Raw genomic sequence first — 15,571 nt, 5'->3', positions numbered from 1 at the left:
GCGGCCTCGCGGCCTGCGGCGAGAATGCGCAGCACCGCGAGCGCGCGGCGGATTGCCTGCGCGCCCTGCCGCGGTGCCATCGCATTGCGGGCTACTCTGGTTCTGTCCATAATATGGACAAGAACGCCACAATTCACTCGACAGGTAAAGCGCGCCTTTGGAGATTGCGCTCCGAACGAGTTGCCATGCGCGACGTCAGGCATTCGACGAAATTGGAAGCGCTGCCGGGAGGTTAACATGAGATTAATCTGGATTGCCATAGCTGCCGCTACTGCGATGCTGGCCGGGCCAGCGTCGGGCCAGCAATGGCCGGCACGCAACGTCAAGCTGATCGTGCCCTATCCCGCCGGCGGCAATGTCGACAGCGCCGCGCGCATCGTCGCCGACAAGCTGCAGGAAAAGCTCGGCCAGCCCTTCGTCATCGAGAACAAGGCCGGCGCCGGCGGCATGATCGCGGGCGAAGCCTTCGCGAAATCGGCGCCCGACGGCTACACGCTGTTCGTCGGCGCCAACGGCCCGGTGCTGTTCGCGACCGAGATCAACAAGCGCGACGCCTATAACTGGAAGAAGGACTTTCTGCCGATCTCGACGATCTCGATGACGCCGCTGGTGCTCGAGGTCCATCCGTCGGTGCAGGCGACGACGCTGAAGGAGTTCATCGATCTTGCCAAGCGCGAGCCCGGCAAGCTGACAATGGCCTCGCCCGGCCCCGGCACGACCAACCATCTGCTCAGCGAGCTGATGCAGTCGAACCTCGATGTGCAATGGGTCACGGCGCATTATCGCGGCAATGCGCCGGCGATCAACGATCTGCTCGGCGGCCAGGTGCAGTTCGCGTTCGACCAGCTCACGGTCAGCCTGCAGCACATCAAGGCCGGCCTGTTCCGCGCGCTCGCCGTTACCAGCCCGCACCGCCTGAAGTCGTTGCCCGACGTGCCGACCTTCACCGAGCTCGGCTACAAGGATTTCGACGGCCAGACTTTTACGGGCCTGTTCGCACCCGCGGGCACGCCGGCGCCGATCGTGGAGAAGCTGCACGAAACGCTCGTCGCGATCCTGAAGGACCCCAGCGTGGTCGACAAATTCGAAAAACTCGGCGGCGAAGCCACGCCGATGACCCCGGACGAATTCAGGGCCTATCTCGAGCGCGAGGACGCCAAGTGGATTCCGGTGGTGCGCAAGGCCAACATCACGGCGAACTGAGCCATGCAGATCGATCCCACCGAGCTCGGTGCCGAGCGCATCTACCGCCTGATGACCGGCATCGTGGTGCCGCGTCCGATCGCCTGGGTGACCAGCCTGTCGCGCAGCGGCGTGCTCAACCTCGCCCCGTTCAGCGCCTTCACCTTCGTCTCGCAGAAGCCGCCCATGCTCGCCATCAGCGTCGGCCGCAAGGGCGCCGACTACAAGGACACCGCGCACAACATCCTCGATACCGAGGAATATGTGATCCACATCGCCGATGCGCCGCTGATGTCGGCGGTGCACGATTCATCGGTCGAGCATCCGCCTGAGATCAGCGAGGTCGAACATCTCGGGCTCGAAACCCTGCCCTGCGAGCGCATCAAGGTGCGCCGGCTGGCGGCGGCGCCCGTCGCGATGGAATGCCGCTTCCGGCAATGCCTCGAATTCGGCGACGCCAAGAGCCGGCTCATCGTCGGCGAGGTCGTGATGTTCCACATCCGCGACGGCCTCGTGAACGACGGCAAGGTCGAGACATCAGCGCTCGACCCGATCGCCCGCATCGGCGGTCCTCGTTACGCCCGACTCGGCGAGATCGTGACGCTCAAGACCGTGTTCCAGACCCCGAAATCGAAAGACTGAGCGCCGCCGCCCGCCGCGCTACCCGAACACCATTGGAGAACGACCATGCGCCTCGTAAGCTATCTCTTGGACGGAGAGCCGCGCTACGGCGCGGCCGTCGAAGGTGGTGTGATCGATCTGACCAGGCGGATCGGCCGCAACTTCTCCGACGTCCGCGCGCTGATCGCGGCCAATGCGATCGCCGATGCGCAGGAAGCGGCGGCGGGCGCCAGGCCCGACTATGCGCTCGAAGACCTCGTCCTGCTGCCGCCGGTGCTGGCGCCGGAAAAGCTGTGGTGCATCGGCGTCAACTACGCCGAGCGCAACGCCGAATATAAGGACAATTCGGACCTGCCCAAATATCCGAGCCTGTTCGTGCGCAGCATGTCCTCGATGACCGGCTCGGGCCAGCCGCTGGAGAAGCCGAAGGTTTCGGACCAGCTCGACTATGAGGGAGAGCTCGTCATCGTGATCGGGCAGGGCGGCCGTCACATCCCGCGAGAGAAGGCGTGGTCGCACATCTTCGGCATGACGCTGTGCAACGAGGGCACGATCCGCGACTGGCTGCGTCACGGCAAGTTCAACGTGACCCAAGGCAAGAATTTCGATCGCTCCGGCAGCATCGGCCCGTGGATCGTCACCGCGGACGAGCTCGACCCGCGCGGGCCTCACGACATCACCACGCGAGTCAACGGCGAGGTGCGGCAGCAGGATACGACCGAGCGGCTGATGTTCCCGTTCGATTTCATCATCTCCTATCTCTCGACCTTCGCAACGCTGAAGCCCGGCGACATGATCGTGACGGGCACGCCGACCGGTGCGGGCGCCCGCTTCAATCCGCCGCGCTGGCTGAAAGTCGGCGACGTCGTCGAGGTCGAATCGAGCCGCATCGGCGTGCTGCGCAACACCGTCGCGGCGGAGAGCTAGATCATGCTGGACACTGCTGTGATCGAACGTCTTGCCGCGCGCCTGGATGAGGCCGAACGCACCAAGGCGCTGATCCCGATGTTCTCGAAAGAGTATCCGGATTTCAGCATCGAAGATGCCTACGCGATCCAGCGCGCCTGGACCAAGCTTCAGCTCGGCCGCGGCCGCATCATCAAGGGCCACAAGATCGGCCTGACCTCGAAGGCGATGCAGAACGCGGTCGGCATCTCCGAGCCGGATTACGGCGTGCTGTTCGCCGACATGTTCTATGCCGACGCCACGCCGATTCCGTTCGACCGCTTCCACGCGCCGCGCATCGAGGTCGAGCTCGCCTTCGTGCTGAAGGCGCCGCTGCGTGGTCCCGATTGCACCATCTTCGACGTGCTCAACGCCACCGATTACGTCACGCCCGCGCTGGAGATCCTGGAGACGCGCATGCATCGCGTCGATCCCGAGACAGGCAAGACGCGAAAGGTCATGGATACGATCTCGGACAACGCCGCCAATGCCGCGCTGGTTCTCGGCGGCCGTCCGATCCGCCCGATGGACGCGGATCTACGCTGGATCGGCGCGCTCCTGTTCCGCAACGGCGAGGTCGAGGAGACCGGCCTTGCCGCCGGCGTGCTCAATCACCCGGCGAATGGCATCGCCTGGCTCGCCAACCGCCTCGCGCCGCATGACGAGCATCTTAGGGCTGGCGAGGTCGTGCTGGCGGGATCGTTCACGCGCCCGGTCGACATCCGCCGCGGCGACACGTTCCATGCCGACTACGGCGCGTTCGGCTCGGTGTCGTGCCAGTTCGTCTGAACCAATAACAAACAGGGAGCGCAGTATGACGGGTCAAACACGGCGCAAGAGCATCCACATCGGCGGCTTCAAGCACGTCAATCCGATTCCGAACGCCTGCCGCATCGGCCATCTCGTGATGTCGGGCGTCATCCTCGGCCGCGATCCCTCGACCAATGCGATGCCGGAGGGTCTCGACGCGCAATGCGCCAACATGTTCGCGCATATGAAGGCGACGGTGGAGGCCGCCGGCGGCAGCACGGACGACATCATCAAGATGACGGTATGGCTGAAGGACCGCACGCAGCGCGGCCCCGTCAATGTCGAGTGGCTGAAAATGTTTCCGGACGAGCATTCGCGCCCGGCGCGCCACGCGCTGCCGATGGACAACATGGACGGCGGCGCGCTGGTGCAGTGCGACTTCACCGCCGTGATCGACTGAAGGAGTTTTGCGCATGCCGACCTATCTGCCGTTCGATCCCAATCCGCGCCGCCCAAGCAAGGCGCCGCCGCCGAAGACCGTCGACAGCCAGTTTCACGTGCTGGGCCCCATCGACAAATATCCGGAGCGCCCGGGAGCGGCCTACCGGATGCCGACCGCGACTTGGGAAGCGGCATTGCGCGTGCACAAAACGCTCGGCATCGAGCGCGGCATCATCGTGCAGACCACGACCTACGGCGCCGATCACGCCGTCGTGCTCGACGGCTTGGCTGCGATGGGCCCGAACTATCGCGGCTGCGCCAACGCGCTGGTGTTCGCTGAGGCGAGCGACTCATACCTCTCCAAGCTGCATGATGCCGGCGTGCACGGCGCGCGCTTCAGCTTCCGCCAGGAGCTCGGCGCCGTGCTGTCGGACGCCGATTTCGCCCGTGCGATCGCGCGCATCCGCGAGCTCGGCTGGTACGTCAAGATCCAGCCGGAGAAGGACGGCATCATGTCGAGCGTCGCGAAATACGAAAATCTCGACGTGCCCGTGCTGATCGACCACATGGCGCGGCCCGACCCCGAGGCCGGCAAGGACGATCCGAATTTGCGCAAGATGCTCGAGCTGCTGAAGAAGGGCAATTTCTGGGTGATGCTGTCACTCGGCGAGAAGACCTCGAAGGCCGGCGCGCCCTACGACGACGTCATCCCGATCGCGCGCGCCTATATCGAGGCGGCCGTCGACCGCTGCGTCTGGGCCAGCGACTGGCCGCATCCGGTCTCCGTCAAGCAGCCGCCGAACGATGCCGATCTGCTCGAGCTGATGTACCGCTATGTCGCGGACCAGACGGAGCTGGAAAAGATCCTCGTGCACAATCCGGCGAAGCTGTTCGGGTTTGCGGATTAGAGCACGCAAGGCTCACCACGAGCGCAGTGCGCTCCCTCTCCCGCTTGCGGGAGAGGGCGGGGGTGAGGGCCTTTTCCTCTAGGGGATTGTCCCATTGCGGAGACACCCTCTCCCCAACCCTCCCCCGCACGCGGGGGAGGGGGCGCACCGCCGTCGGCGCGAGCGCTCACACCACGGGCTGCCTCCCCACCCTGTCCCGCACCTCGGCCGCGATCTCGAACGAGCGCAGCCGCGCGGAATGGTCGTAGATCTGCCCCGTCGTCATCAGCTCGTCCGCGCCGGTCTCGGCGATCAGTGCCTTCAATTTTTCTTCCACCATTTCGGGCGAGCCGACCGCGGAGCAGGACAGCGACTGGCCGACCATGGCCTTCTCCGCCGGCGACCATAGCGCGTCCATGTCGTCCACCGGCGGCGGTAGCGGACCCGGCGTGCCGCGGCGAAGATTGATGAACTGCTGCTGCAGCGAGGAGAACATCCGCTGCGCCTCTGCCTCGCTATCGGCGGCAAACACATTGACGCCGATCATCGCATAGGGTTTTTCAAGCTGCGCCGACGGCTCGAAGCGCGCGCGATATTCGCGCAGCGCCGGCATCATCATCTGCGGGGCGAAATGCGAGGCGAACGCGAACGGCAGCCCGAGCATCGCCGCCAGCTGCGCGCCGAAGGTGCTCGAACCCAGGATCCAGAGTGGCACCTTCGTCCCCATGCCGGGCACGGCGCGGATCGCCTGGTTCGGCTTGATATCGCCGAGCAGCGCCTGCAACTCCAGCACGTCATGCGGAAAATTCTCGGACGTGGTCGCGAGGTCGCGCCGAAGCGCCCGTGCGGTGAACTGATCGGTGCCCGGCGCCCGCCCGAGCCCGAGATCGATCCGTCCGGGATAAAGCGATTCCAGCGTGCCGAACTGCTCGGCGATGACCAGCGGCGAATGGTTCGGCAGCATGATCCCACCCGAGCCGACGCGGATCGTCTTCGTGCCGCCCGCGATGTGCCCGATCACCACCGAGGTCGCAGCGCTCGCGATGCCCGTCATGTTGTGGTGCTCGGCCAGCCAGAACCGCTTGTAGCCCCAGGCTTCCGCATGCCGGGCGAGATCGAGCGAATTGCGGAACGCCTGCGCGGCGTCGCCGCCTTGCCGGATCGGCGCGAGGTCGAGGACGGAGAAGGGGATCATGGGGAATGTCCGGGTGGAGGGCGATAGGCGCCGGGCCTTCACATGTAGTGCCATCCGGCGCGAATGTTAGCACGGCGAGGCTGCCTGACCGTCGGCGCAACGATGCCATTCGAAATTGCCGTGCCGGCCCTCCGGGGGCGGCCATCACGTCTTCCCGCGCGTATCCTTCAAGAGGTCAGGTTTGACGCGACCGCCGGCGCCGAAAGCGTTGAGAACCTCGCCGCAAAACGCGCCGATCTCGACGGCATCGGCGCGCACTGCATATTCGGCAGCTCCTCGTTCCCGGGCGATGTCTTTCGTCCCTTCCGGCGTCGCATGTTGCGAGTTTGGTCCTTTGCGCAAGAACTCCGTCCAGGATGATCGTCCTGTCGCGATGATCGCTTCCGCGGCCTGTGCGTTCGCCTCGATGCCCGGGCATTTGCCGGGGACGGCAAGTGCATAGTACGCTGCGAAAAACGGGGGCCAATGACTTGTCTGCATCGGGCTCTTGGTCCGGTCGCAGGCCGATTCCGGCGATCGCGTCGGCCTCCGTGCAGCGGGCCAACGTCTCCGGCGGATCGCGCCGGGAGAACGCGATTTGAATGCCCTTGTAGAGCAGCTTCACCCTGACGCGCCGGCCCGAAGGATTGCCGGGGCTTTTGAGATTGAGGATGTACCCGTCCTTCAGTTTCCGGTGCGACACGATGTCGGCGCCGCACATGGAGCCGCCGCAAAATTCGTAGCTGGTCGCGCTGATCGAAGTCATGTTGTCGGACTTGCGGTGGTAGGACTGGCATTGAGTCGGACTGTTGCCGTAGTGGCCGATGAGATCGCGGGGGCCGTTGGGATAGGCTTTTCCCTCGGCGGCCTCCGCCATCTGTCCGGCGAAGATCGACAGCACAGCGATCGCAATCAGCCGCTCATCGTCACATTCCCCACTCTCGGTACACGCACGGGTGTCCTGTCCGGATGATGCACCATCTCCACGGAAAGCTACCGCAAAGCCGGCGGGCAATGAAGATGCATGCCCGGTGTCGGAGCCTCCACGTGAGCCCCGCACGCCCGTTCACAACACTGTTATTGCAACCCCTTGCGCCCGTCGTCGCAACTGGGCGTTTCAGCCCTGTTGTTGTATCCTTGACGCAGCCACCCGGTCGCCCGGAGGAATTGATATGCCAATGGTCGTACTCAACCGCCGCAATCTCCTCGTCGCCGGTGCCTCCGTTCTGGCAGCCGGCGCATCCAGCCTCCTCTCGCCGGCCCGCGCCGCTGGCCTCGCTCCGACCGAATCGATGTCGGGTGGCGCTAACAACTACCGCAAGGGCGCGGCGGTCGTGGATCGCATCGGCAAGGGCGGTTTTTGGATGAGCGGCACCGTGCGCCGCGCCGGCGACGGCGCCCCGCTCGCGGGCCAGCGTATCCAGATTTGGGCGCACACGGTCGAAGGCCAGGAGCACGAGCCGCAGAGCCACGGCGCCACGCTCACCGACAAGGACGGCAGGTTCCGGCTCGAGATGCCGCAGATCATCCCGATCTTCGGCCAGCCGCATGGCCACCTCGCCTATGACAGCGGCGAGTTCAAAACTGTCTTCCTGCGGCCGGTCATGCGGAGCGCGAAGGAAACCAGCCTCGAGGCGCATTTCGTTCTGCAGCCGGCCTGATCGGGCCGGCGAATGACGGGTTGGAGATCGGCGCGGGTGATCCTGGTCAGGGTCGCCGTTGCCCTGGCCATCGGCGTGCCGGTCGCACTGGCTGCGACAAGCGAGCAACTCGCATGGCGCGGGCCGGTCTACATCATCGCCGGCTTCGCAGGGATCGTCGCGCTCGGTCTCGTGCTGGTGCAGCCGCTGCTGATCGGTGGCTATCTGCCGCCGCTGTCGGCCTATCGCGGCCGGCGCGCCCATCGCTGGATCGGCGGCGCGCTGGTGCTGGCCGTGGTGGTCCACGTCGCCGGGCTCTGGATCACCAGCCCGCCCGACATGATGGACGCCCTGACCTACGCATCGCCGACGCCGTTCTCGCCCTTCGGAGTCACCGCGATGTGGGCCATCTTCATTGTCGCGCTGCTGGCGACCTTGCGCCGGCGCTTAGAACTGCGGCCGCGAACCTGGCGCTTCATTCATATGCCGCTCGCGATCGTCATCGTCGTCGGCAGCGTGGTCCATTGCCTCCTGATCGAGGGGACGATGGAGACGGTCTCGAAGGCCGTGCTGTGCGTGCTGGTGGTCGCGGCAACTGCAAAGGTCATGATGGACCTGCAGGTCTGGCGAAAGCGAAGGACGCTGCGCGGGGATGGCCTGTAGTGGGCGTAGGGGTGGCAAAGGCGCACTTGCGCCGTGCCCACCATCTTTCTCGATCGCAAAAATTACGTGGGCACGCTTCGCTTTGCCCACCCTACGGGCTACGCCGTTCTGCTTGTCGTGCAGGGAGACGCGGCATATCCTTGCACCATGACCGCCCCCGCCTCCGATCTGAAAGCGTTCCTGCTCGCGACGCCGTTCTTCGGCGGCCTTTCGGACGGAAGCCTCGACCTCCTGATCTCCATGCTGGTCGAGCGCAGCTTCGAGGTAGGCAGCACCGTCGTATCGGAAGGCGAGCCGGGCCGCTCGATGTTCATCGTCAAATTCGGCCGCCTCGCGGTCAGCAAGCGGACGAAGGCGGGCCGCGTCATCCCGATTTCCGTGCTGCAGCCCGGTGATTTCTTCGGCGAGATGACGCTGATCGAGATGCAGAACCGTTCAGCAACGGTTGTCGCGGAAAGTCCGACGCTATTGTACGAGCTGACCGCGCAAGATCTCTACGCCTGCTACAAGTCCGACATCCACGCTTATGTGATCATCCTGCAAAACATCAACCGCGAGCTGTGCCGAAGGCTACGGCGGGCAGATGAGCGGTTTGCCGCAAGACGTGTGGAGGACGGTTGAAAGCGCGCCGGGCGTAGGATGGATAGGCACTTGCAAGGCCTATCATCCTTCGCGTCCGAACGCCGTGGGTTTCGCTTCGCTCGGCCCCATCTTGCTTTATGATGTCGCAGACGGGCTACAACACGGGCACGCAACCAATGGGACCGAAGCGGAATCATGAAACTCGCTAGCCGCGACGGACAATCCCTGGAGCTTCGAATCCTTGGATATGAGTTTCCCCATTTGGAAGCGGCCGAATACGATTCGAATTGGCTGGTCGTAGCTGGCGAAGTGCGGCATCCGAAGGGCTCATGGCGCTTCACTGACCCGTGCCTTCTCACCTATGAAGTCGCGCGGCTGGCATCCTGGATGGATGCAGTGGCGGATGCCAACCAGTGGTCGGATGACTGTGGGTTCACCGAGCCGAATCTCGAATTTCGGATGTTGGTCAGCCTCAAGCAGCCTGTCCTCCGGGTGTACTTCGATCTCGAAGCGAGGCCGGCATGGGCGGCGAGCCGAACTGCCGGGGAAGAGGACCTATGGGTCGAATTTCCGATGCGAGAACTCGACCTGAAGTCGGCCGCGCAGCACTTGCGCGCTGCATTGGCCGCATACCCGCAGCGGGCATCGCGATAGTGCTTAGGAAGGGGAGAGCGGAGCGAAACCTGTTCGCTCCTTGAGCTACGGCGGACAGTTGCCCGCCCCATTCTGCGGGCCCGCACCCTGATGCGGCTACAGCAACGCCATCGAATGCAGCGAGTTTCGATGAAAGCCGAAGGCAACGATGCCGGAGAGAAGCAGCGCAATCCCAGCCACGATCAGGCAAAACGCGAACACTGGCGAAACCTCTGGTTCGTCACGGATGACAAAGACCATAATAGATAAAACTTTACCGACAATCGAAAGGAAGGATTAACCTTACCGGAGCGGCCCCATCGCGACCCGTCGGGCAAAACACCCCGACCCCGTCAATCCCCCATTGCGAAAATATTCCACTTTACCGAAATTCGGAATTGCGGCATATTCCCGCCATCCCGGCCCGAGGAGAGGGGCGATCGTACGTCGCAACGAACGTGGGCGGGGGTGCGGTGGACGCGGCTGCGTCGGGCACGGCAAGGCGGGACCAGGGCGGGGTGACCCTCGTGAGGTCCTTCTCCGTGTGACGAACGAAGCAGTCGCGTACGGCTAAACCATGTGGTCCTGGCTGTCGTTGCTACAGCCAAGCTTTCGCGAAGATGCATCGGCCAACCGGACGTGTGCATCGGTTTTCGCGGAGGTGACGGAGGCCAGAAGGAATTCGGCTCCGGGGAGAGCAGGCATAGGCCGTCAACCCATCGCGCAGGGAAGGCCGGGTGTTTTCCGGCCCACCTGTAGTCCGCCTGCGCATTTGCGTGTGCAAATTCTTCGCGCAGCGGGTCATGGGTGCCAGCCGGCACCCGGTCTTCCCTGCGCCCTCTTCACAAGAGAGGGCGAAAGAGAAGAGCAAAACTCGGGCGTTTCCTGCCGCGAGAATGCAGCTTCATGTGTGAATACAGGAATGACTGAGGCGTCGCGCCTCGGCGATGTCGCCCGAGTATCACTTGCGGGCGGCGATCGCCGTCAGCTCCAGCTTGACGCCCGGGCCGAGATCCGCAACGCCGACAGCCGCACGCGCCGGCAGATGGTTCGCGGTGAAATAGCGCTTCCACACCGCGTTGAACGCCGCCTTGTCGGCGAGCTCGGCCATGAAGATCGTCACCTGCAGGACGCAGGAGAGATCGGAGCCGGCCCCTTCGAGCAGGGTCTTCAACTGACGCAGCACATCGTCGGCCTGGCCCGTCATGTCGAGCCCCGCATCTTCAGGGACGACACCGCCGAGATAAAGCACGTCGTTATGCTCGACGATCTCGTGGAGCAGTCCTTCATAGGGCAGGGAACGTTTGATCACGATGGCATCCGTGCAGGTTGCGGGCTCGCTGGTCAGGCGCAAGGCTTGTCTCAATAAGAAGACCTGCCTCAATAAGCTCGCTTCAATCGGGGGAGAATGGTGCTGCCAGACAGGATTGAACTGTTGCAACAATCCGATCGACCACTGATTTTATTGGCGTTTTCGGCCCGGCGTTTTTTTTGTGTGGCACCTTTGGGGGGCGCCGCGCGGCAATGATTAACACATTCCGCGCGAGGTCGCCACGCAGGAAATCTCGTTAGCCGCAGAGGCTGACCGTCTGCTTCTTCGATACTTTGGGTTCGCTCTGGCGGAGATGGAGATAGTGCGACTCCCTCCCCCCGATGCCGCGAATGCGCCGAAAAACAAGGCATCCGAAAGAGTCTGGTCGAGTTTTATGACCACCGCCGTGTACCACCGATTCGGACGGTAGGAGCGAGGATCTCGGTCGATTTCGACGCGTCCTGGGATGGTCTGCTCCAACCGAGGGGCAACAGAGGCATGAGGGGCGGCTGAAGATCTCGATGCCGATCGGGGGTCTCGATCGAGAAGGGGATCGAGAGATGCGGTCGCGAACCTGGCTCACTGCCAGGCTCGCGATCCGCGAGTAAATCCCCTTACCGCCGCACGCCAACGCGATTGACGCCGCCATTTGCATTGCCACCAGCGTTGTGGCGGACTGCTGCACGCGCAACGGGGCGCGGCGTCAGAACGACGCCGGCCCTGGCAACGCACCCCCCCGGATAACCGACGTACTGGCAATATACGATTGCGTGGGCCGGTGATGGATTGAGCGTGACGCCTGCAAGCACCAGAAGGGCGCTGGCAACGATCACTGCAATCGTCGCGGATCTCATCGAGAGTTGCGTCTTCGCCTTCATGATGGTCCTCCTCTTTGTGCTTGCGAAATCAGGGGTGGCAGATGCCGCGTTCCGGCGGCTACAGATAACGTGTGCTCGGAAGGATGAGCGAGTTGACGTGGTTCAAGGGTGGGCTGGGCTGGGCTGGAGCTCTGCCGAACAATGTCTGTGTTTAGGTGCGCATCGCTTCGCTGTAGTCTGACAGCATCGGGCGCGATCTTGATTCAGATCAACCGGCCATGTGACCGGCGCACCACAACAGCGAGGATCGACAGGCTGGGCCAATTCGCTGGTGGGTGCGCGATGACACCGACTTGGTACGTCACCTTCGAAGTCCGTAAACGCGGCACGCTGCCGAAGCAGCGGAGTCCTCGGGAAACAAGGACCTTCACTACGGAAGCAGAGGCCAAGGCGTTCGTTCGTTCAAAGCTCGACGAAGGCCTCGCTGTATTCGCAGGCACGATCAATCCGAGCGTCCCTAGGCAGCTTATTCCGTCGGCCCGCATCCGAGCCTGGCTTGACGACGAACTATCGGACACTGAACGACATACCGGTCCCGACACTGAATAAGTACGTCTCCGTGCACATACGCGGCTCCAGAGTGTTGCCATTATGTTACGGGCTTAGGGTCTCATTGAACCTAACTTATGGATGTTCGCGGTGCTTATGCGCGCCAGCCTGCATTCGCATTTCTAAACAAAAAAGAGCGAGGGGACATGACGATGAAAAGGCTTTTGATGGCTGCGATCAGCTTCGCGGCGCTGAACATGACGGCTCCGGCCATGGCCGCCGATATGGCTGTCAAGGCAGCGCCGCCTCCCGCACCGGTGGTGGCGATCTACAACTGGAGCGGATTCTACATTGGCGCCAATGGAGGCTGGGGGCAGAGCCACGGTTGCGTGGATTTCCTGACGCCGGCAGGGACAGTTGCAGGTGGTTGCGCTGATCGCTCCGGAGGCCTTGCTGGCGGACAACTCGGCTACCGCTGGCAAACCAATCAGTTTGTCCTCGGATTGGAGGCGCAGGGCGACTGGGCCGAGATCAAGAACACCCGCGTCAGCCTGATCGATCCATTGATCTCCACCACAGGCAAGATCGATGGCATTGGGCTGTTCACGGCTCAACTCGGTTGGGCATGGAACGCGTCGCTGTTCTACGTGAAGGGTGGCGCTGCGGTAACGCGCAATCGCTTTGACATATTCAACAATGCCACCGGTGTTGGACTCGCCTCGGCAGGTCACACGCGCTGGGGCGGCGCCTTGGGCGTCGGCTGGGAATATGGCTTCACTCCCAACTGGTCGTTCGGTCTCGAGTACGACCATCTCTGGATGGGGCGTGACAACACGTCCTTCGCAGGCGTGGTCACGCCCGGGGGAGTCACCCTTCTCGGCAACGGGGTCAGCCAGGATGTGGACATGGTCACACTTCGGCTGAACTATCGTTTCGGCGGCTATGGTGCGCCGGTCACCGCTCGCTACTGAACTGTGCTTGCGCCCATAACGGAGGCCCCGCGACAGGGGCCTCCGCCTTAACGAACGGCGAGGGCTTGCCCGTCGCGGCACGCGCAGTTCCGGACGCCGATCACCAGGATCTGAAGCCAAGCCAGGTGAACTGCCCTTGTCGCGCCGCTAGAAGCATCCGCGGCTTGACGTGTCGTCTCGGCCGGGCGGCGACGTTTGATATCTTGGGTTGTCGCTTGCGGTCGATGGATTCAGGCGGTCGTGTATCCGGACGCGGCAGCATTGCGAGCGCATTTGCGACTGTCGGGTTATCCACCCGGCCAACAGGCAGTTCGGTGACGTCTGACGACATCGCGACATCGGGGATATTGACCGCGGGTGCGGCGGCAACGATTGTCGGCGACCGGGTATCGAAGACAATTCGCTCCGGCCATTTGCGATCGGAGTGAATGCGTATCGTTGCTTGATCGGCCGGCGCCTGTTCGGGGATTGGCGCCCTCGGAACACAATAGTCCGAGACAAAGAGCAGTAAGAGCAACGCCGTTCCGACCTTCCAGAGATATGCCAACAGCGGCATGCTGGTCGCTCCCGTACCCCCGAAACACTACCCTGGGCCAGTTCTACGACGTTGTCTCACGCATGCTGCAAGATGGCCACGAGCTGCTTGATATAGATCAAGCGCGTTCGATCGCTCGCGAACGCGCTCTAACTGCAGCCGGTAATGCGCGCAACTGCCTTCATGTACTTGAGATGAAGGGCGGCGCCATCTCCGTCTGACGGAGAGTTGCGAGCAGTCAAGCGATCCGAATTCAAACAGGTCTCAAGATCGTACCTGATATGCGAGCACCATCCCAGGGCGCTCTTCTCTGCCGCTTCCTTGGAGGGGCCGAACCCCACAAAGGTCTGAACGTGCCCGGCCTCGCCGTCGGCCGTCGATACGAGAGTGATTTCCGAGATGTAGAAGGACGAACACTGGGCGGCCTGGGGCTCGGCGCGAGCCCCATCTGTCCCAAGGACGAGAATGATCGTGGTTAGCACGACGCGTTTCATTCTCTCCCCCTCAGTCGCGCCCGTGGCGATGTCCGGATCAACTCAGCCACGCCAGAGATGCGAACGACTTACCACCTCGCGCATCAACGCTGGTAGGACCATCAACTCCGCAAACCTCGGCCCCGGCATGGTCCGGGGCCGTTTGCTTCACGAGATCGACTGTCTCATTGCCCGTACTGTGCAACTGCCATTAACTCCTACTGACAGTGGTGCATCTGGCCGTCGTCGAGTTTGATCATGCCTCCCGGGTGGCACTTAAGGTTGTTGCGTGTCGAATAATCGTCCCATCCGGCGTAACCGTAATAAGGGCTATGTCCATAGTAGGCTCTGTGAGGGTAGAGCGGTTGCCCAAAGTGAGGATCAGTCTGGGCCGCGTAAGCGTTGCCCCAATTGTTGTTGCCCGATCCCCAGTTTGAGGAAGCGGCGACAGCGGTAGCCGTGCCGACCGCGGCGGCACCTGCGACACCTGCGCCATACCCATATCCGTGCATGGCTCGCCGATTATGGCGACGCGCAACACCCGCAACGCTCACGGGCGTCAGCGGACGACCGACCCGCGCCTGAGCGCTCTCGATTGAGAGCGAAACCCCGCCTTGTTCAGACCAGCCGAGGGAGAACATTGCCGCACACGCGAAGGCGGAAGCAGCAAGGGCAGCCTTACTTACGTACGTCATCGACTTTCTCCTCTGTACAGAGAACTGACGCGACGCTCGTGTCGCATGCTTGTAGCGGTGCTGATCCATGTCAAAGCTTGCAAAAAAGAATCCGGCATTGCCGGGATGTTGTGTCCGTCGTCTGATCGTGAACCGCCCCGTACCTTCGATGAAGGTTCACGCGACCAACTCCGCCCGACCTAGTGGCTACGCTCATCCAATTCCAGCGTCACAGAGAGTCGCTGGGTAGTGCTGCCCGATAATGGCTTCCAGGTTGCAAAGGCTTCTGGCCCACGGACGCATCGGCACGACATCGCCGTAGTCGGTGGTCGTCAGCGCGCTAAAGCTCAGAATGGACCCTGCTGGCCAATGATTGATCATCTTAGTCAACGCCCTTGAATGCGTCGTCAATCGACAAACCTACAAAGGTGAATCGCTGTCGTAAAATTTGGCCGCCTCCGGGCACATCTCCAGCCTCGGTGTCCCGGAGCGCAGGCGGCCTCGCCATGCGTAACGGCGTTGGTGGGGCCGCTACTGGGCGAGCCCCCCAGGGGACGGCGGGCGAAGACGCATGACGAAGTGAGGAATGATCCAGCTCCCGCGCTCACAGTGAGCTGAGGTCATCCGGCACCTCGCCGGACTTCCGGACCAGCCTGGCGTCGCTGAAGTCGCCCGACGACGGGTCGCCCCGTCCGCGAGGGCGCCGGCGTGCCCCGGCTTG

The 15,571-nt window shown here is 63.1% G+C and carries 19 protein-coding genes and 1 pseudogene; 11 read left to right on the top strand and 9 right to left on the bottom strand.

The genetic code is table 11. The annotated features are described in order from the left end of the window. A pseudogene (locus MOV74_RS14380) lies at nt 1-110 on the bottom strand (IclR family transcriptional regulator); the annotation flags it as partial. Between the two features lie 127 nt (nt 111-237). On the opposite strand from MOV74_RS14380, the gene MOV74_RS14375 reads away from it, so the two are divergent. Genes MOV74_RS14375 through MOV74_RS14350 form a run of 6 tightly spaced genes read left to right on the top strand, consistent with a single transcriptional unit; the run spans nt 238 to nt 4,847 of the window. Beyond that, a complete protein-coding gene (locus MOV74_RS14375; RefSeq protein ID WP_246922959.1) occupies nt 238-1,203 on the top strand; it encodes a tripartite tricarboxylate transporter substrate binding protein in 966 nt (321 codons plus the stop codon). A 3-nt stretch (nt 1,204-1,206) separates the two neighbouring features. Beyond that, on the top strand, nt 1,207-1,824 hold the full coding sequence (locus MOV74_RS14370) for a flavin reductase family protein (RefSeq protein WP_246922956.1): 618 nt from the start codon (nt 1,207-1,209) through the stop codon (nt 1,822-1,824). 45 nt (nt 1,825-1,869) lie between these two features. Then, nucleotides 1,870-2,730 carry a fumarylacetoacetate hydrolase family protein gene (locus MOV74_RS14365; RefSeq protein WP_246922953.1) on the top strand — a complete coding sequence of 287 codons (861 nt, stop codon included), beginning with the start codon at nt 1,870-1,872 and terminating at the stop codon, nt 2,728-2,730. A gap of 3 nt (nt 2,731-2,733) precedes the next feature. Beyond that, nucleotides 2,734-3,537 carry a 2-oxo-hept-4-ene-1,7-dioate hydratase gene (hpaH, locus tag MOV74_RS14360; protein WP_246922950.1) on the top strand — a complete coding sequence of 268 codons (804 nt, stop codon included), beginning with the start codon at nt 2,734-2,736 and terminating at the stop codon, nt 3,535-3,537. Nucleotides 3,538-3,562: 25 nt separating this feature from the next. Next, entirely contained in the window at nt 3,563-3,958 is a 396-nt protein-coding gene (locus MOV74_RS14355; RefSeq protein ID WP_246922947.1) for a RidA family protein, read from the top strand. Between the two features lie 13 nt (nt 3,959-3,971). Beyond that, complete coding sequence (locus MOV74_RS14350) at nt 3,972-4,847, top strand: amidohydrolase (protein WP_246922944.1); 876 nt, start codon at nt 3,972-3,974, stop codon at nt 4,845-4,847. 166 nt (nt 4,848-5,013) lie between these two features. Here MOV74_RS14350 and MOV74_RS14345 read toward each other — a convergent pair whose 3' ends face one another. Beyond that, nucleotides 5,014-6,021, bottom strand: a complete 1,008-nt coding sequence (locus tag MOV74_RS14345) for an LLM class flavin-dependent oxidoreductase (RefSeq protein WP_246922941.1) — start codon at nt 6,019-6,021, stop codon at nt 5,014-5,016. A 175-nt stretch (nt 6,022-6,196) separates the two neighbouring features. Continuing rightward, complete coding sequence (locus MOV74_RS14340) at nt 6,197-6,901, bottom strand: hypothetical protein (protein WP_246922939.1); 705 nt, start codon at nt 6,899-6,901, stop codon at nt 6,197-6,199. Nucleotides 6,902-7,172: 271 nt separating this feature from the next. On the opposite strand from MOV74_RS14340, the gene MOV74_RS14335 reads away from it, so the two are divergent. From MOV74_RS14335 to MOV74_RS14320, 4 genes are all read left to right on the top strand, one after another. Further along, the gene (locus tag MOV74_RS14335) at nt 7,173-7,661 is read left to right on the top strand and encodes a Twin-arginine translocation pathway signal (RefSeq protein WP_246922937.1); all 489 of its coding nucleotides are present in this window, start codon (nt 7,173-7,175) and stop codon (nt 7,659-7,661) included. 12 nt (nt 7,662-7,673) lie between these two features. After that, entirely contained in the window at nt 7,674-8,303 is a 630-nt protein-coding gene (locus tag MOV74_RS14330) for a ferric reductase-like transmembrane domain-containing protein (RefSeq protein WP_246922935.1), read from the top strand. Nucleotides 8,304-8,450: 147 nt separating this feature from the next. Beyond that, the gene (locus MOV74_RS14325; protein WP_246922933.1) at nt 8,451-8,924 is read left to right on the top strand and encodes a cyclic nucleotide-binding domain-containing protein; all 474 of its coding nucleotides are present in this window, start codon (nt 8,451-8,453) and stop codon (nt 8,922-8,924) included. A 156-nt stretch (nt 8,925-9,080) separates the two neighbouring features. Next, nucleotides 9,081-9,539 (top strand): hypothetical protein, encoded by a 459-nt coding sequence (locus MOV74_RS14320; RefSeq protein WP_246922931.1) that lies wholly within the window; start codon nt 9,081-9,083, stop codon nt 9,537-9,539. Nucleotides 9,540-9,635: 96 nt separating this feature from the next. On the opposite strand, the gene MOV74_RS14315 is transcribed toward MOV74_RS14320, so the two are convergent. The 3 genes from MOV74_RS14315 to MOV74_RS14305 all read right to left on the bottom strand — a co-directional run bounded on the left by MOV74_RS14315 (nt 9,636) and on the right by MOV74_RS14305 (nt 11,708). After that, the gene (locus MOV74_RS14315) at nt 9,636-9,779 is read right to left on the bottom strand and encodes a hypothetical protein (RefSeq protein ID WP_246922929.1); all 144 of its coding nucleotides are present in this window, start codon (nt 9,777-9,779) and stop codon (nt 9,636-9,638) included. Nucleotides 9,780-10,479: 700 nt separating this feature from the next. Next, the gene (locus MOV74_RS14310; RefSeq protein ID WP_246922927.1) at nt 10,480-10,830 is read right to left on the bottom strand and encodes a RidA family protein; all 351 of its coding nucleotides are present in this window, start codon (nt 10,828-10,830) and stop codon (nt 10,480-10,482) included. A gap of 614 nt (nt 10,831-11,444) precedes the next feature. Next, on the bottom strand, nt 11,445-11,708 hold the full coding sequence (locus tag MOV74_RS14305) for a hypothetical protein (RefSeq protein WP_246922924.1): 264 nt from the start codon (nt 11,706-11,708) through the stop codon (nt 11,445-11,447). A gap of 701 nt (nt 11,709-12,409) precedes the next feature. Between MOV74_RS14305 and MOV74_RS14295 the strand changes: the two genes are divergently transcribed. Next, nucleotides 12,410-13,168 (top strand): outer membrane protein, encoded by a 759-nt coding sequence (locus tag MOV74_RS14295; protein ID WP_246922966.1) that lies wholly within the window; start codon nt 12,410-12,412, stop codon nt 13,166-13,168. A gap of 100 nt (nt 13,169-13,268) precedes the next feature. Here MOV74_RS14295 and MOV74_RS14290 read toward each other — a convergent pair whose 3' ends face one another. The 3 genes from MOV74_RS14290 to MOV74_RS41280 form a co-directional block, all read right to left on the bottom strand. Beyond that, the gene (locus tag MOV74_RS14290) at nt 13,269-13,724 is read right to left on the bottom strand and encodes a hypothetical protein (protein ID WP_246922921.1); all 456 of its coding nucleotides are present in this window, start codon (nt 13,722-13,724) and stop codon (nt 13,269-13,271) included. Between the two features lie 128 nt (nt 13,725-13,852). Further along, complete coding sequence (locus MOV74_RS14285; RefSeq protein WP_246922918.1) at nt 13,853-14,197, bottom strand: hypothetical protein; 345 nt, start codon at nt 14,195-14,197, stop codon at nt 13,853-13,855. An 866-nt stretch (nt 14,198-15,063) separates the two neighbouring features. After that, nucleotides 15,064-15,231: an ion channel gene (locus MOV74_RS41280; RefSeq protein ID WP_369010466.1), complete on the bottom strand. Its 168-nt coding sequence runs from the start codon at nt 15,229-15,231 to the stop codon at nt 15,064-15,066. Nucleotides 15,232-15,571: the final 340 nt, after the last annotated feature.

The organism is Bradyrhizobium sp. SHOUNA76 (assembly GCF_023006445.1).
Lineage (GTDB): Bacteria > Pseudomonadota > Alphaproteobacteria > Rhizobiales > Xanthobacteraceae > Bradyrhizobium.
The sequence above is the reverse complement of the archived record's forward strand: the minus strand, read 5'-3'. Positions and strand labels throughout refer to the sequence as shown.

Coding starts and splice junctions, on each gene's coding strand:
- MOV74_RS14285 (WP_246922918.1), bottom strand. CDS start 14,197: ATGAAACGCGTCGTGCTAACCACGATCATTCTCGTCCTTGGGACAGAT.
- MOV74_RS14365 (WP_246922953.1), top strand. CDS start 1,870: ATGCGCCTCGTAAGCTATCTCTTGGACGGAGAGCCGCGCTACGGCGCG.
- hpaH (WP_246922950.1), top strand. CDS start 2,734: ATGCTGGACACTGCTGTGATCGAACGTCTTGCCGCGCGCCTGGATGAG.
- MOV74_RS14320 (WP_246922931.1), top strand. CDS start 9,081: ATGAAACTCGCTAGCCGCGACGGACAATCCCTGGAGCTTCGAATCCTT.
- MOV74_RS14305 (WP_246922924.1), bottom strand. CDS start 11,708: ATGAAGGCGAAGACGCAACTCTCGATGAGATCCGCGACGATTGCAGTG.
- MOV74_RS41280 (WP_369010466.1), bottom strand. CDS start 15,231: ATGATCAATCATTGGCCAGCAGGGTCCATTCTGAGCTTTAGCGCGCTG.
- MOV74_RS14375 (WP_246922959.1), top strand. CDS start 238: ATGAGATTAATCTGGATTGCCATAGCTGCCGCTACTGCGATGCTGGCC.
- MOV74_RS14330 (WP_246922935.1), top strand. CDS start 7,674: ATGACGGGTTGGAGATCGGCGCGGGTGATCCTGGTCAGGGTCGCCGTT.
- MOV74_RS14315 (WP_246922929.1), bottom strand. CDS start 9,779: ATGGTCTTTGTCATCCGTGACGAACCAGAGGTTTCGCCAGTGTTCGCG.
- MOV74_RS14345 (WP_246922941.1), bottom strand. CDS start 6,021: ATGATCCCCTTCTCCGTCCTCGACCTCGCGCCGATCCGGCAAGGCGGC.
- MOV74_RS14350 (WP_246922944.1), top strand. CDS start 3,972: ATGCCGACCTATCTGCCGTTCGATCCCAATCCGCGCCGCCCAAGCAAG.
- MOV74_RS14370 (WP_246922956.1), top strand. CDS start 1,207: ATGCAGATCGATCCCACCGAGCTCGGTGCCGAGCGCATCTACCGCCTG.
- MOV74_RS14335 (WP_246922937.1), top strand. CDS start 7,173: ATGCCAATGGTCGTACTCAACCGCCGCAATCTCCTCGTCGCCGGTGCC.
- MOV74_RS14295 (WP_246922966.1), top strand. CDS start 12,410: ATGAAAAGGCTTTTGATGGCTGCGATCAGCTTCGCGGCGCTGAACATG.
- MOV74_RS14325 (WP_246922933.1), top strand. CDS start 8,451: ATGACCGCCCCCGCCTCCGATCTGAAAGCGTTCCTGCTCGCGACGCCG.
- MOV74_RS14355 (WP_246922947.1), top strand. CDS start 3,563: ATGACGGGTCAAACACGGCGCAAGAGCATCCACATCGGCGGCTTCAAG.
- MOV74_RS14290 (WP_246922921.1), bottom strand. CDS start 13,724: ATGCCGCTGTTGGCATATCTCTGGAAGGTCGGAACGGCGTTGCTCTTA.